Here is a 13,959-nt window from a genome sequence, read left to right as displayed (position 1 = left end):
ACGCAAAAAAGCCCCCTCCAACCGCCGCATTGTGCAGGTTGGAGGGGCTATCGGTGATCGGTCCGTCTCTTATGGCAAGAACGGCTTTTAGCCTATCTATTTCGCCTGGCCCCTTGCCGTTAGGCGTGGGCCGTCATTCCGCCACCGGCTGCCACTTTCCGCCGCCCGGCAGCGGACAGCTGCGGGCCTTCAGCCGGGCCACGACAGGGATGATACAGCCGCAGGCGGTACAGGTCACACCATCCTGCAGCTTGGGGCAAGCCCCGCAAAGCGCAAGCCGCTCGGCATAGACCTCATCGGAAGCCGAATTGCCGGGATTGAACATGGAGGAGGCCAGAATACGGGCAATCTGTGCTTCCGTGACCTTGTACTCCTCCCGGCATCCTTTGCAGGCTGAAGTGGTTGTCATGCGGTTCTCTCCTTAGGCTTGTGGAGTGATAGCCAGTACCGTTACCGACATTGGCGGCAGCTCTACAGTCAGCGTATCCCCTTCAAGCTTGAAGGCGCTGAATGCCTGTGGTGTTACAGCTTCCGGCTGCTCAAAGCTATTGTGGGCATCGATGGAAGCTCCGGCCAGCGTCGTTCCGCTTACGGATGCTTGACCAGCCAAACCGCGCAGGGCAAGCGGCAACACTGCCGATGACGCGTGATTCAGGTTACACAGGCTGACATGAATGATGCCCTCAGCATTGACCGAAGCCGAAGCCGATACTTCAGGAATCTCTACGCCATCATAGCTGTATACCGGACTGTCCACAGTGAGCTCCAGCAGTTCTGCATCCTGATGCACTTTGTACATGTTGAATACATGGTAAGTAGGAGTCAGGAGCATTTTCTCGCCTTCAGTCAGGATAACTGCCTGCAGCACGTTCACGGTCTGGGCAATGTTCGCCATCCGTACACGGTCACTATGCTTGTGGAAAATATTCAACGTCAAGCCGGCCACCAGCGCATCGCGAATCGTGTTCTGCTGGTACAGGAAGCCTGGGTTTGTACCCGGCTCAACATCATACCAGGTGCCCCACTCGTCAACGATCAGGCCCACTCTTTTCTCAGGATCGTATTTGTCCATGATAGCGATATGACGGGTAACCAGCTCATCCATGAACAGTGCCTTCTTCAACGTTGTGAAGTATTCGTCTGTTCCGAAGCCTGTAGCCGCGCCTTTATGATTCCAATCCGAAGTAGGCAGGGTGTAGTAGTGCAGGGTAATCGAATCCATGAAGCGGGTAGCTTCACGCATCAGTACTTCCGTCCAGTTATAGTCATCCGCATTCGCCCCGCAGGCGATCCGGTGGATCTTGTTGTCTCCATAGTTACGTACATACGTCTGATATTGGCGGTACAGGTCAGCATAAAATTCAGGACGCATGTTACCGCCGCAGCCCCAGTTCTCGTTGCCCACGCCGAAATACTTGACACTCCAGGCATCTTCCTGGCCGTTCTTCTGACGCAGCTCAGCCATTGGCGAGACTCCGTTGAAGGTCAAATACTCAACCCACTCGGACATCTCCTGAACAGTTCCGCTACCTACGTTACCGTTGATGTACGGCTCGCAGCCCAGCATCTCGCAGAGGAGCATGAATTCATGTGTACCGAAATGGTTGTTCTCTACCGCGCCGCCCCAGTGTGTGTTGATCATCCGTTTGCGCTCTTCGCTCGGGCCGATACCGTCCTTCCAGTGGTATTCATCGGCGAAGCAGCCGCCCGGCCAGCGCAGTACCGGAATCTTCATTTCCTTAAGCGCTTCCACTACGTCGTTGCGGATACCCTTAGTGTTCGGAATAGGGGAATCTTCGCCCACCCAGATGCCTTCATAGATACAGCGTCCAAGATGCTCAGCGAAATGTCCGTAGATGTTGCGGTCAATCTTACCTTTGCGGATGTCGGTGTTCAGTACAATGCGTTCTGCCATGGGAAGTTAACGCTCCTCTTTAGGTTAATATATTTGTTAATCATTTAATACTTATATTAACATTATAATCAAGCTTCCTCCGGTTCGTCAATCTTTATCTTAACCGCATATCTCTCGTATTCCCGCATTTCACTTCCCCGCCAAAAATGATATTATGGACACACAAATACAGCATAATTGGAGAGTATGATGATTAGACCTATCAATAAAGATATATCGCTTCTTAGCCAGAAATCTGCTCCGGCCACGGAAAAGGATCTGCCCGTGTTAATGGATCTTGTGGAGACTCTGAACGCCAACTCCGACCGGTGCGTCGGCATGGCTGCGGACATGATTGGTGTCAACAAACGCATCATTGCCGTCCGTGTAGAGCAGCAGCTGACCATTTCGATGATCAATCCGGTGATCGTCAAGCGCGCCCGTCCTTATGACACTGAGGAAGGCTGCCTGTCGCTTGAAGGCGTACGCCCAACGAAACGGTACGACTACATTGAGGTAGAATACCTCGATTATAATTTTAAAAAGCACCGGGATAGCTTTACCGGATTTACAGCGCAGGTTATCCAGCATGAGGTGGATCACTGCGAGGGTATTGTCATTTGAGCCGGGACCTGAGAGCGCTAACCTTCAGCAAGACGGCCGCCGAGCAGATTCTGAGGAATGAGACCGATACGCGCACGCTTTTTTCAGAATATCCGGAGTACAAAGAAGAGGTGCTGCTTGAGATCAATGCCCTATCGAGCCACAAGCGTGCCAACCTGATCCAAAATTTGCTCGCCAGCTATACAAGCAGCGCCAAAATAGCGAAAAGCAAAATTGTCAAAAGCGGCTTTAATCAAACTACCATTAACGCTTTTCTTCCTAATATTATTAAAGCCCGCTTCGCCATTTATCTGATCGAACAGCTGCAATTAGCGGTGTCCGCCGAATCAGCCTCCGGGCCTGTGCGGTTCAATTTCTGGGACGGTTATATTCTGCAGAAGCTCCTGTTCAAGGAAAAGCTTGTGCGCAAGCCCGTATCGCTCCCTCTGTTCCGGGTATGCTGGAAGCTGATTATCCGCCCCAAAGTGCTGATGCCGCTTGTCAATAAACAAGGGATCTACTGCTTCTACTCCCGTTCGTTAATCAAGCGCTTGTCCGCTCTGATCGGAGATAAGGCGTGCCTGGAGATCGGTGCCGGTGACGGTACCTTGACGAGATTCCTTAACGAGAACGGCACAGCCTGCCGGGCAACCGATGATTATAGCTGGGCGCATTATATCACCTACCCGGATTTTGTGGAAAAAGCCGATGCCAAAGCCGCTCTGAGCAAATACGCTCCTAAGGTTGTACTTTGTTCCTGGCCGGTGCCCGGCAACCCGTACGAGAAGCATGTTTTTAATACGGAATCTGTAGAGTTGTATATTGTAATCGGCACAAGAGATCCGGCGATCACCGGTGACTTCGACGCGTATGATCAAGCTAAGCATTTCAGCATGGAGCTGAATGAGGAATTATCCCGCCTGCTTGTACCGCCCTCCAAGGATAATGCGGTCTATCTCTTCACACGCAAACAAGACAGTACACGCTCACGATAGGTGAGTATCTACTGTCTTGTTTGTTTTGCTGTCTTGTTTGGTTAGCTGTCTATTCCGGCCTCAGCCCAGATCTCCCAGCTCAATCTGCACGATTCCCCGGTCATCCCGTTCCTCAGCGATCCCGCCGATCAGATGCATCAGGCTGCCGAACTCCAGCTCATTGAACTTGCGTGCGGCGTTATCCCGCTGCAGTTCCCAGAGACATTCGGCCAGCTCGCAGACCACCGGCACATCACAGCGGATTTCCGCCAGCTCCCGTGAGAGATGCAACATGTCGAGGTCCGCTTCAATCTTAGCCCGCACGCCCTTAGGCAGCAGATGCAGGTTCTCGATTACCCCTTCCACAGTACCGTATTCCGTCAGCAGCTTGGTGGCCGTCTTCTCGCCGATGCCCTTCACGCCGGGATAATTATCGCTGGTGTCGCCCATGAAGCCCTTCAGGTCGATCACCTGCGCAGGAGTGAGGCCCCGTTCTGCCAGAAGCTCTGCCGGATCATACACTTTATAGTTGGAGCGGCCTTTTTTCATAATCACGACCTTGACGCTGTCATTGACCAGCTGGAGCATGTCGTGGTCCCCGGTAAGAATATAGACCTCCGACTCCCCGCTGTAGCATGAAGCCAGTGTACCGATGCAATCATCTGCCTCGTACCCGGCCAGCCCGATATTCGGCACGCCCAGCTCCGCCACAACCTCCTTCACAAGATCGAACTGCGGGATCAGCTCCAGCGGCGCGTCCATGCGGTTCGATTTGTAGCCTTCGTACTTCTCGGAGCGGAACGTTCCCTTGCCCATATCCCAGCAGCAGACCACATGTGAAGGCTCAAACGTACTCACCGCGTCGAAAAAATACTGCAAAAATCCATACACCGCATTCGTCGGCAGCCCGGCGCGGGTCTTGCGGATATATCCACCATAAGAGGTAGCATAAAAAGCGCGGAACAGCAGAGCCATTCCATCGACGATCATGACCCGGCCCTTCATTTCTGTTGCTGTGCTCATGTGTAACCTCTCCTTGTATTCCATAATTTAGGCGTTGCCCCAAGCTTCGGCGTACTGGTCTTCCTTGTAGCCTACGGTAACCTTCTTGCCGTCAGTGACTACCGGACGCTTGATCAGCATCCCATGTGCGGACAGCAGCGCAAGCTGCTCGTCTTCGCTTAAGTCTGCAAGCTTATCCTTCAGGCCAAGCTCCCGGTAGACCTCACCACTTGTATTAAAAAACTTCTTCAGCGGCAGGCCGCTGTGCTTCACCAATTCGCGCAGCTCCTCCACAGTTGGCGGCTGCTCGGCGATATGCTGCAGCTCCAGCCCATGCCCTGCTTCCTTCAGCCATTTCACTGCGCTACGGCAGGTGCTGCATTTCGGATATTGATATACTTTCAAGTCACTCATTGGTTTCTCCTTCTATTATAAAGTGCAGCAGTTATGCTAGTCTTACAGATCGTCACTGCTGTTTATTTTGTTGACTGGGTCGTCTGCATAACAGCGGCTAATACCCGACCGGCATTACGATTGACATTACGACCTACTTCACGACCTACCTCAATAGGTGGAAATTGTACAACTATTCCTCCCAAATTCGCATCGCGGGCGGAAATAGTTGGATTTCCGGCATTTAAATCGGGAAAAATTGTTACTTTTCGGAATATGGGGCAATTTTAGTTGTACTTTTTCCACTTGCTTGCTGCGGAGCCGTCATATAGCTGAAAATAAGTGCACCCTGGCACTTATTCGCCTGCTGTTGTGCTCCAGCGTCGTCAAGAAGGTTACTGTATGAGCGGGCGGAGCATGTAAAATGCTGCATGCTGCTTAGCACATTCCTCCGGCTGTAGCAGCCAAGCTGCATACTGCTGCAGATGGCAGTGCCCTGGACATGCCCGGCGCTGACTTACCGCGCTGACTGCCGGAGCTTCTCCTGCAGCAGCGCCATATCCGGCGGCAGCGGAGCCTCGAACACCAGCTCGGCATGTGTCACCGGATGCCGGAAGGCCAGCCGCACCGCATGCAGCGCCTGGCGCGGAATGGCCGCGTCCAGCTCCGCGACCTGCGCGAGCTGCGCGGCTTCGGCAGGCGTCAGCGCTGCTCCGCCTGCGTTCGCCTCCGGCGGCCCGCCCGGCAGCGCCTGCTCTCGCGTATGCGCCGCTTCGCCCGGCGCAGCCGCTGCCTGCCCATACAGCGGGTGACGGTACATCCCGTCACCGATCAGCGGGCAGCCGACCGACCCCATATGCACCCGGATCTGGTGGGTGCGCCCGCTCTCCAGCTTCAGCTCGACGCGTGAAGCGGCGCTGCCATAGACCTCCTTGACCTCATAACGGGTCAAGGAGGGATAGCCGTCCGGCGTCACAATCCGCCGGTGCGGCTCCAGCGGGTCGCGGTCGATCGGGCCGTCGATATCGCCGCTTGGCAGAGCAGGCACACCGTGCACGAACGCGGTATACCGCTTGTCCACCGTTCCGGCGATCATCTGCTCGGAGATGTGCTGATGGCTGTACGGGTTCTTGGCAATCACCAGCACCCCGGAGGTCTCCTGGTCCAGCCGATGGACGGGGCGGAAGCGGACCCGCTCGCCCTTCTCTGCCCAGTAATGGACCACTCCGTTCGCCAGGGTCTCGGTATAATGGCCGTGGGTCGGATGGACAATCATTCCTGCGGCCTTGCTTACCACAAGCAGATGCCCGTCCTCATACAGAATCTCGAAGGGAATAGGCTGCGGCAAAATATCCTCTGAGGTCTCCTCCTCCATCCGGATCTGCACTAGATCGCCGGTGCTAACCTTAACGCTGATATAGACACGCTCTCCGTTCAGTGTAATGCCGAGGTCCGTCATTTTGAGCCGGGAGAGCAGCTTGCGGGAGACATCCATCCGCTTCTGCAGGATGGTTTTGAGCAGCCAGCCGTCTTCAAGCGGCGGCACTGTATAGGAGATGGGCGGATAATAGCTGGTCATTTGTTCCGGAACACCTTTTTGCTGCGCAGATATTCTACTTCAGCAATCTCCAGCCGGGTGTTGGCGGCACGGGCCAGAGCGAAGAAATAGTCGGACAGCCGGTTCAGATAGATTACCGCCTCCGGGTTAATCTCCGCACTGCGGCCCAGCGTCACTGCCCGGCGCTCGGCCCGGCGGCAGACTGTCCGGCAGACATGCAGCACCGAGGACAGCTGGCTTCCGCCCGGCAGAATGAAGCGCTCCAGCACCGGATTCTCGGCCTGAAGCGCATCGATCCAGCCTTCCAGGCGGGTGGCCATCTCGCTTTTTACCTTATAGCGGTTCTCACTCAGCTTCACGAACGCCAGATCCGATCCGCAGTCGAACAGCTCATGCTGAATCTCCAGCAGCTGCTCGCGGACATCTAGAAACCGCTCGTCCTCCATCAGGCTCCGTGCCTGGCCCACGAAGCAGTTCAGCTCGTCAATGGTGCCGTAAGCCTCGACGCGGACATCGTCCTTGCCTACCCGGCCTCCAATCACCGAGGTCTCGCCCTTATCCCCCGTACGCGTATAGATCGCCACGATACTTCCCTCCTAAGTTGCAAATCACATAATAATAGTGTAATCGTTCTTAGGTAGGGTGGCAAACAAAGATCAGCATTTTCGATATGTAAATAACTCCCTTAAGAGGAAGCCTTAATTGTCTCCCTGCTCAACCTGCCTCATGGCTTACGAAAAGTAATGCAATACATCAGGCCCTTGCACACCTCCTTGTACTCTACCTCCAGCATCTCCTGCGGAATCAGTCCAAGCATCTCCGGCAAGTCCTCTCCCTCTGCAAAATACCCCTTAACCACCGGCACCTTCCCGTACGTTCCCTTCACCAGCTTCTGCGTCTCATCGGCAATCATCAGCCTTGTGCCCGGCTTCGCCACCCGGATCATCTCCAGTACCGCAGCATGCGGATCACTGAAACAGTTGATTCCGCCGACATGGTACACGCAGTCAAAGCTGTTGTCCTGAAAAGGCAGCCTCTCAGCAGTCCCCTGGAACAGATGTGCCTCCAGCTTCCACCGCCGCAGATTGCGCACCGCCTGCTTTAGCATTCCGCTGGAAATATCCAGCCCGTACAGCTCGGCCTGCGCGTTGTTGGCCTTCAGGTTAAGGTACGGGAAATTATCGCCGCTGCCCACCGAGGTCTCCAGCACACGCTGACCGCCGCCCAGCTCAAGCGAAGACAGGAACTGCGCTCTATAGTTGCGTTCTCCGCCGAACTTTAGCGCGAAATACAGCTTGTTAGCCAGCCGGTAGAAACGGGCAATCCGGTTGTACAGCTCCAGGTACTTCCGGTTACTGCCTGCGGCATCCGCTTCCTCCATAAAAGCCAAATACCCGTGCTTCCACGGATACTGCCGTCCATTCGCCGGATTGACCGCCCCCGTTCCCTCCAGCTTAAGCTCTTCATATGTATTCGGGTCCCTCAACAGCTGATCATGCAGCATGAATATCTTCCTCTCCTGACGCAGTACGGTTCAAGCCCATACTTTGTGATGTTCGTGAATATTCATTATATGCCTACAATTGGAAGCGGACATCAGTCCCGGGTCTGCCGCCGTCTCCGCCTTTGGTCGTACCCCGCAGTCTTAGATACACGACATTTTTTTATTTTTTTCGACAAAAAGTAACAACAAAATCAGCTCTCCAGCCGATGATATTCAATATAAGTATAAATAGCTTCACTATATAATGGGGGGATTCACATGGCTAATGTTGTTCACAAGGCAATTTCCAGGCTCCGGTTCAAAAGCATACGTATGAGAACATTTGCATTCATCCTGCCCATCTTTCTGATCACGCTGGTGCTGGTCGCTCTGTTATCGTACATGTATTCCAAAAGCATCATCCAGCGCGAGGTTACACAAAAAATGAATGTGCAGATATCGGATATTTCTAACGAAATTAATGCGAACTTAAGTGTGCACAGCAAGGTTCCCGAGGTTCTGGCACGTACGCTGGAGAGCCACGCTGCTGAATTCACACTGGATCAATACCGTACCATGCTGTCCAGTGCGCTGAAGGCCAATCCGGATACCTATGGGGTGGGTATTTATTTTGAACCCGGACGGTATGACAGCAAGCTGAAGTACTTCTCCACCTATGCCCACCGAGACGGCGACAAAATTGTGACAACCGAGCAGTACAATGACCCCGATTATAATTATCACGGGCAGAGCTGGTACACCATTGGCAGGGAGCATGCAGCGTTTACAGATCCATTCTATGACACAATTACAGGGACAACGATGGCTACGTTTACTGTTCCTTTCCGGGATACCACGAATACCTTGCTGGGTGTCATGGCCGGCGATATCGATCTCAAGACGCTGCAGAGCAGGATCGAACAGACCAAGGTGGGGAATACAGGCTGGGCGTTCCTGCTGGACAAGCAGGGGAATTACATTGCCGGACCGGATGCCGAGAAGAATATGCAGCTGAAAATAAACGACGAACCAAACGCAAGCCTGGCCGCAGCAGGAGCGGAAATGCTTCAGCAGAATCAGGGCATGGTCACCTATGCCGATTCGGGCGGGACCATTCAGATGTATTATGAAAAGCTGCCGGATACCGGCTGGACCGTTGGTCTCGCCATGCCGGAGCAAGAGCTGTACGCGCCGCTTAAAGGGCTGCTAAGGTCTATTCTGCTGGTAAGCTTAGCGGGTCTTATCCTGACGGTAGCAGCCGTATATCTATACAGCCGCTATATTACCCGTAAGCTGAATCGTGTCAATGAGATGTCCCGGCAGATGGCCGCCGGAGACTTCACCGGGAAGCTGGAGGTGGACAGTGAGGATGAATTCGGCAAAATGGCCGGGCATCTGAACCAGATGATTACCAATCTGAGCAGACTCCTGGGGACGATTGCCGATCACTCCCTGCAAGTCGCCTCGACCTCAGAAGAATTAATGTCTAGCGCCACTCAGACCAATCACACCACAGAGGCCATTGTGGAGAATATTCAGGATCTCTCAGCCGGAGCGGATCAGCAGATGCAGTCCACCCGCGAGTCTGCAAGGGCGATGGAGGAGATGGCCGCCGGTGTGCAGCGGATCGCGGAGGCCTCGATGGACACTGCCGCAGCTGCCGGGCGGGCGGCAGGCCAGGCGCAGAACGGGTATTCCGTCATTACGGAGGCGGTGGACCGGATGGAAGAGATGGAGCGGACCGCCGCAGATGCTTCAAGCATGATTACCTCTCTTAGCGCACAGTCCCAGCAGATCGGTAACATCATTGGTCTGATCAAAGGCATCAGCGATCAGACCGGCATGCTGGCCTTAAACGCGGCGATTGAGGCCGCCAGAGCAGGCGAATACGGGCGGGGCTTCTCCGTGGTGGCCGGTGAGGTGAAGAAGCTGTCCGAGCAGACGGCCGAAGCCGCCGGGTCTATCAGCACCCTGATTCTCGAGATCCAGCAAGGCAACCGGGCAGCCTCAGATGCGGTGCTGGCGAATGCCGGCGCCGTTCAGGAAGGCTCGCGGATGGTAGGCGAGGCCGGACGTCTGTTCACGGATATTCTCGGCGGCATCGGCGAGATTAACACCCAGGTTCATGAGATGTCTGCTTCCTCCGAGCAGCTGCTGGCCGGAACCGAGGAGCTGACCTCTTCGGTGGCGGAAATGGCAGAAGTGGCGAAACAGGCCGCAGAGCGTTCACAGAGCGCTGCCGCGGCCTCTGAGGAGCAGCTCGCCTCCATGGAGGAGGTAGCCGCAGCCTCTACCGAGCTGGCGAAAATGGCCGATGGGCTGCAGCAGGCAGTGGCCACGTTCAAGGTAAGCTAACAGAGAGGCAGTTCTAACAACCCCCTGATAGGTCTCCGGACCAGCACAGGGGGTTATTTATATAGATTCACTCCCCTCACTCCCCTTCAAAAAAAGCCACCAGCTCCCGGTTCACCCGCTCCGGCTGCTCATGATTCACGCCGTGACCGGCGTCCGGGATAACCGTGTAGCGGAACCCGCCAGCGTCCAATATATTAGTGAGCTCCCGCTTCTGCTTCAGCTTATAATCTCCCAGCAGGAAGTATAGCTGATCCCGGAACGTAACCGCTCTATCTTGTTCGTAGGGCTGAAGCTTATGGATGAACATCGCCTGCTGGTTATGATTCTGCATTAACAGCACCAGATGCTCCCCGACTTCAGGATGCTTGTCGAACAGGCCTGAGGCCGGCGAGCTGAGCTTGCGGGCTGCTCTGAGCAGATTGCTGCGTGTAGGGATAAGAATCTCCGGGAACATCATCATCAGCGTATGTATCATGCTTTTAATTGGAGCAGTGACCATTCCTCCCTCCATACAGACAGCCCTAAGCACTCGTCCCGGACCGTTCACCGTGTAATTGAAGGCCATATACGCTCCGTTCGACACACCTGCCACGTAGAATTGTTCAAGCTTCAGCCCGTCAGCAACCTTGTTAATCCAATCCACTTGGTTAAAGGTCCGTTTATCGAACAGCTCACCTGGAACACTCTTCCCCGGTCCGCCCAGCGTATCTACTGCAATGCAGTAGAAGTGCCGGGACAGCTCCTTCATATTCAGCAGCCACATCACGGCCGAATTATCGCCTACCCCATGGAAAAGGAGCAACGGAGGTAACTCCGGCTCTCCCGCTGTTATGCAATGGGTTGTCCCATAAGGAGTCTCCACATCAAGCTCCTGATATTCCGTCCCCCACGCGTCAAGTAGCTCGTTATAGGACCTTAGTACCTGTTCTTTGCCGGACACGCTTTTAAATACCTTGATCATTTCAGACTTCCCCTTTAATAAACTATCAGAACTAAACAAGTGATTTCATTCCATAAATGCAGCAAGGTGTAAAGCTTCGTTCGTAGTAAATCACCAGAGATAAGTGTAATCTGTACAACTAAAAAGAGTGAAACGTAAGGTTTTTCACTTCTAACTGTAATCTGTACAACTAAAAATCCCCTAATGAGCGAAAAACCAGTTATAAAGGCATTTTAATTGTATGAGATACATCTAAACAGAGATTCGGCGGCACATCCGGCGATTTAGTTGTACAAATTGCAGTTAAGCCTAATAAACCTCCCCCTTGCACACTGATCGGGGCACGGTAAGCCCTCAAATAGAAATAGATCGATAATTTTATAGCGTAAAGCTTATAATTATTTTCAAAAAAAAACGGACATCCTCCCCAAAGGAAGACATCCGCTTCATATACATCTGCCGTATTAATTGCTCTTGCGGTGGCGGCCTCTCATATACTCATTAATCTTGAGATCCAGCAAGCTGCTGATTGCTATTACATTATCCGAGGTAAAGGAATTCTCCTGCATAAAGAGCTGTTCCATTCTGCTGCGGAGCATCTGGATTTCATCTTCCAGCGAGAGCCTGCGTGCATTCGCATCTCCTCTGGCAGGAGGTTGCCCGCTTCCGGAACCACATTTCCCGCCATAGGAGGATAAGTAATAATCTGCGCTCAGCACAATCACCCTTCCTGATAAAAGTATCGCGCATCATCCGGATTAGAACCGTGCAGTTCTATGCGACCAGATATGAAGCGCCTTTATTCCCGGAATAAGAGGGCCTTGTAAGTGTATTACAGGTGTTTCTTGTCCTTAGAGTAAAATAATACCATATCAGAAGGTGATCGGCTATAGTTCTATTTACTTCTTTGTCGAGCCTTGTCAGGCCCCTTCCCGGGCCAGCTGTGAGACCAATGCCCCAATTCGCTCCACCGCTTCATTCAACTGGGACACCGAGGTGGCATAGGAGCAGCGCAGATAGCCTTCCCCGCCCAGACCGAAGACACTTCCCGGAACAGCAGCGACCTTATATTCAAGCAGCAGACGCTGGGCGAACTGGTCGGAGGTCAGGCCGGTGGCCTGGATACTCGGAAATGCATAGAAAGCACCCTGCGGCTCATGACACTCAAGTCCCGCCTCCCGCAATCCTTTGACAATCAGCCGGCGGCGCTGGTTATACGAGTCTGTCATGCGGTCCTTCTCTTCCATTCCGTTGGTAAGTGCCTCCAGCGCAGCCACCTGGCCCATCGAAGGCGCGCACATGACGGTATACTGGTGAATCTTCAGCATGGCAGAGATCAGGTCCGGGTGTCCGCAGGCATAGCCCATCCGCCAGCCGGTCATGGCGAAGGCCTTGGAGAACCCGCTGACCAGGATCGTCCGGTCAAGCATCCCCGGCAGCGAAGCGAAGCTGACATGATTGCTTCCATACGTAAGCTCGGCGTATATCTCATCCGAAATGACAATAAGATCATGCTTCTCGACCACCTTGGCAATCGGCTCCCAATCTTCACGGCTCATGATTGCGCCGGTCGGATTGCTTGGATAGCAGAGAATCAGAATCTTGGAACGGGGGGTAATCTTAGCTTCCAGATCTTCGGCAGTCAGCTTGAAGTTATTCTTCCCGAAGGTCTCAATGCCCACCGGAATACCGCCGCCGATGGCCGTAATCGGAGAATAAGAGATGTAACAAGGCTCGGGAATCAGAATCTCGTCTCCCGGAGAGATCAGGGCACGCAGGGCCAAATCAATGGCTTCGCTGCCGCCGACCGTGGCAATAATCTGGTTCGCCGGATCATACTTCACAGCGAAGCGGGTCTCCAGGTACTGGGCAATGCCCTCGCGCAGCTCAGGCATTCCGGCATTGGAGGTGTAACCGGTGAAGCCGCGTTCGAGTGAATAGACGCAGGCCTCTCTGACATGCCAAGGTGTCTTGAAGTCCGGCTCGCCGACACCGAGCGAGATAATATCCTTGCTGCCTGCCGCCAGATCAAAAAACTTGCGGATGCCCGAAGGCTGAATCTGCCGGACCAGCGGGGCCAAATAAGAGTTCATCGACTTGCCTTTATCTCCTGTATGCTGAGCGTTATTAATGATCATGACATTACATCCTTCACGGAGATATCATCAGACGGTTGTCTTCCTCATGCTCTTCAAAGATGATACCGTCCTGTTTGTATTTTTTGAGCGTAAAGTTGGTCTTGGTAGAGAGCACAGCATCAATCGGTGACAGCTTCTCGGACACAAAATTAGCAACCTCGCGCAGATTGCGGCCTTCCACTTCCACCAGCAGATCGTAAGCGCCGGACATCAGATAGACGGATTTAACCTGCGGATACAGATAGATGCGTTCGGCGATGCCCTCGAAGCCGCGGCCCCGTTCCGGGGTGATCTGTACCTCGATCAGGGCAGTCACCCGTTCATCATCGACTTTGTCCCAATTGACAACCGTCGCGTATTTCACAATGACATGATCCTGCTCCATTTCGGCGATCACGGTCTTGACATCTTCTTCCTCCGCACCAAGCAGGGTCGCCATTAATGCCGTTGAGCTTCGCGCGTCCTCCTTGAGCAGTTCCAGCACTTTCCTCTTCAATTCATTCATTCTTAGGGCCTCCTGCAAAAAAGAGTTTAGTATTAATATGACATGAAAAGTACCGTTCTGCAAACAAAATAACCCCGCCGAGGCGGGGCTATATGACTTCATTCCCTTTGTATT

Annotated in this window: 14 protein-coding genes; 3 read left to right on the top strand and 11 right to left on the bottom strand. The window is 53.6% G+C overall.

The window, feature by feature from the left end:
• Positions 1 to 133: 133 nt before the first annotated feature.
• Both MKX51_RS07525 and MKX51_RS07520 read right to left on the bottom strand, forming a co-directional pair.
• The gene (locus tag MKX51_RS07525) at positions 134 to 409 is read right to left on the bottom strand and encodes a DUF6171 family protein (RefSeq protein ID WP_340991890.1); all 276 of its coding nucleotides are present in this window, start codon (positions 407 to 409) and stop codon (positions 134 to 136) included.
• A gap of 12 nt (positions 410 to 421) precedes the next feature.
• On the bottom strand, positions 422 to 1,915 hold the full coding sequence (locus MKX51_RS07520) for an alpha-N-arabinofuranosidase (protein WP_340991889.1): 1,494 nt from the start codon (positions 1,913 to 1,915) through the stop codon (positions 422 to 424).
• A 189-nt stretch (positions 1,916 to 2,104) separates the two neighbouring features.
• Between MKX51_RS07520 and MKX51_RS07515 the strand changes: the two genes are divergently transcribed.
• On the top strand, positions 2,105 to 2,518 hold the full coding sequence (locus tag MKX51_RS07515) for a peptide deformylase (RefSeq protein WP_340991887.1): 414 nt from the start codon (positions 2,105 to 2,107) through the stop codon (positions 2,516 to 2,518).
• A complete protein-coding gene (locus MKX51_RS07510; protein WP_340991886.1) occupies positions 2,515 to 3,492 on the top strand; it encodes a hypothetical protein in 978 nt (325 codons plus the stop codon). The genes MKX51_RS07515 and MKX51_RS07510 overlap by 4 nt, the downstream gene beginning before the upstream one ends.
• 60 nt (positions 3,493 to 3,552) lie before the next feature.
• Here the strand turns inward: MKX51_RS07510 and MKX51_RS07505 are convergent, their stop codons facing one another.
• The 5 genes from MKX51_RS07505 to MKX51_RS07485 all read right to left on the bottom strand — a co-directional run bounded on the left by MKX51_RS07505 (position 3,553) and on the right by MKX51_RS07485 (position 7,928).
• Positions 3,553 to 4,494, bottom strand: a complete 942-nt coding sequence (locus tag MKX51_RS07505; RefSeq protein WP_340991884.1) for a 5'-3' exonuclease — start codon at positions 4,492 to 4,494, stop codon at positions 3,553 to 3,555.
• A 27-nt stretch (positions 4,495 to 4,521) separates the two neighbouring features.
• The gene (locus tag MKX51_RS07500; protein ID WP_340991882.1) at positions 4,522 to 4,887 is read right to left on the bottom strand and encodes an arsenate reductase family protein; all 366 of its coding nucleotides are present in this window, start codon (positions 4,885 to 4,887) and stop codon (positions 4,522 to 4,524) included.
• 496 nt (positions 4,888 to 5,383) lie between these two features.
• Entirely contained in the window at positions 5,384 to 6,445 is a 1,062-nt protein-coding gene (locus MKX51_RS07495; RefSeq protein ID WP_340991881.1) for an RluA family pseudouridine synthase, read from the bottom strand.
• Positions 6,442 to 7,008 (bottom strand): cob(I)yrinic acid a,c-diamide adenosyltransferase, encoded by a 567-nt coding sequence (locus tag MKX51_RS07490; RefSeq protein ID WP_036696754.1) that lies wholly within the window; start codon positions 7,006 to 7,008, stop codon positions 6,442 to 6,444. The genes MKX51_RS07495 and MKX51_RS07490 overlap by 4 nt, the downstream gene beginning before the upstream one ends.
• A 140-nt stretch (positions 7,009 to 7,148) precedes the next feature.
• Positions 7,149 to 7,928 (bottom strand): class I SAM-dependent methyltransferase, encoded by a 780-nt coding sequence (locus MKX51_RS07485; protein ID WP_340991879.1) that lies wholly within the window; start codon positions 7,926 to 7,928, stop codon positions 7,149 to 7,151.
• A gap of 312 nt (positions 7,929 to 8,240) precedes the next feature.
• Here MKX51_RS07485 and MKX51_RS07480 point away from each other — a divergent pair, with 312 nt between their 5' ends.
• The gene (locus tag MKX51_RS07480; protein WP_340991878.1) at positions 8,241 to 10,262 is read left to right on the top strand and encodes a methyl-accepting chemotaxis protein; all 2,022 of its coding nucleotides are present in this window, start codon (positions 8,241 to 8,243) and stop codon (positions 10,260 to 10,262) included.
• A 76-nt stretch (positions 10,263 to 10,338) separates the two neighbouring features.
• Here MKX51_RS07480 and MKX51_RS07475 read toward each other — a convergent pair whose 3' ends face one another.
• From MKX51_RS07475 to MKX51_RS07460, 4 genes are all read right to left on the bottom strand, one after another.
• The gene (locus MKX51_RS07475; protein WP_340991876.1) at positions 10,339 to 11,223 is read right to left on the bottom strand and encodes an alpha/beta fold hydrolase; all 885 of its coding nucleotides are present in this window, start codon (positions 11,221 to 11,223) and stop codon (positions 10,339 to 10,341) included.
• Positions 11,224 to 11,666: 443 nt separating this feature from the next.
• A complete protein-coding gene (locus tag MKX51_RS07470) occupies positions 11,667 to 11,921 on the bottom strand; it encodes an aspartyl-phosphate phosphatase Spo0E family protein (protein WP_340991874.1) in 255 nt (84 codons plus the stop codon).
• A 201-nt stretch (positions 11,922 to 12,122) separates the two neighbouring features.
• Positions 12,123 to 13,340: an aminotransferase class I/II-fold pyridoxal phosphate-dependent enzyme gene (locus tag MKX51_RS07465; protein WP_340942610.1), complete on the bottom strand. Its 1,218-nt coding sequence runs from the start codon at positions 13,338 to 13,340 to the stop codon at positions 12,123 to 12,125.
• A 13-nt stretch (positions 13,341 to 13,353) separates the two neighbouring features.
• Positions 13,354 to 13,845 carry an Lrp/AsnC family transcriptional regulator gene (locus MKX51_RS07460; protein WP_036696743.1) on the bottom strand — a complete coding sequence of 164 codons (492 nt, stop codon included), beginning with the start codon at positions 13,843 to 13,845 and terminating at the stop codon, positions 13,354 to 13,356.
• Positions 13,846 to 13,959: the final 114 nt, after the last annotated feature.

It is taken from the genome of Paenibacillus sp. FSL M7-0420, assembly GCF_038002345.1.
Taxonomy (GTDB): domain Bacteria; phylum Bacillota; class Bacilli; order Paenibacillales; family Paenibacillaceae; genus Paenibacillus_AQ.
Note: the sequence above shows the minus strand (reverse complement) of the source record. Positions and strands in the feature narration are given on the sequence as shown.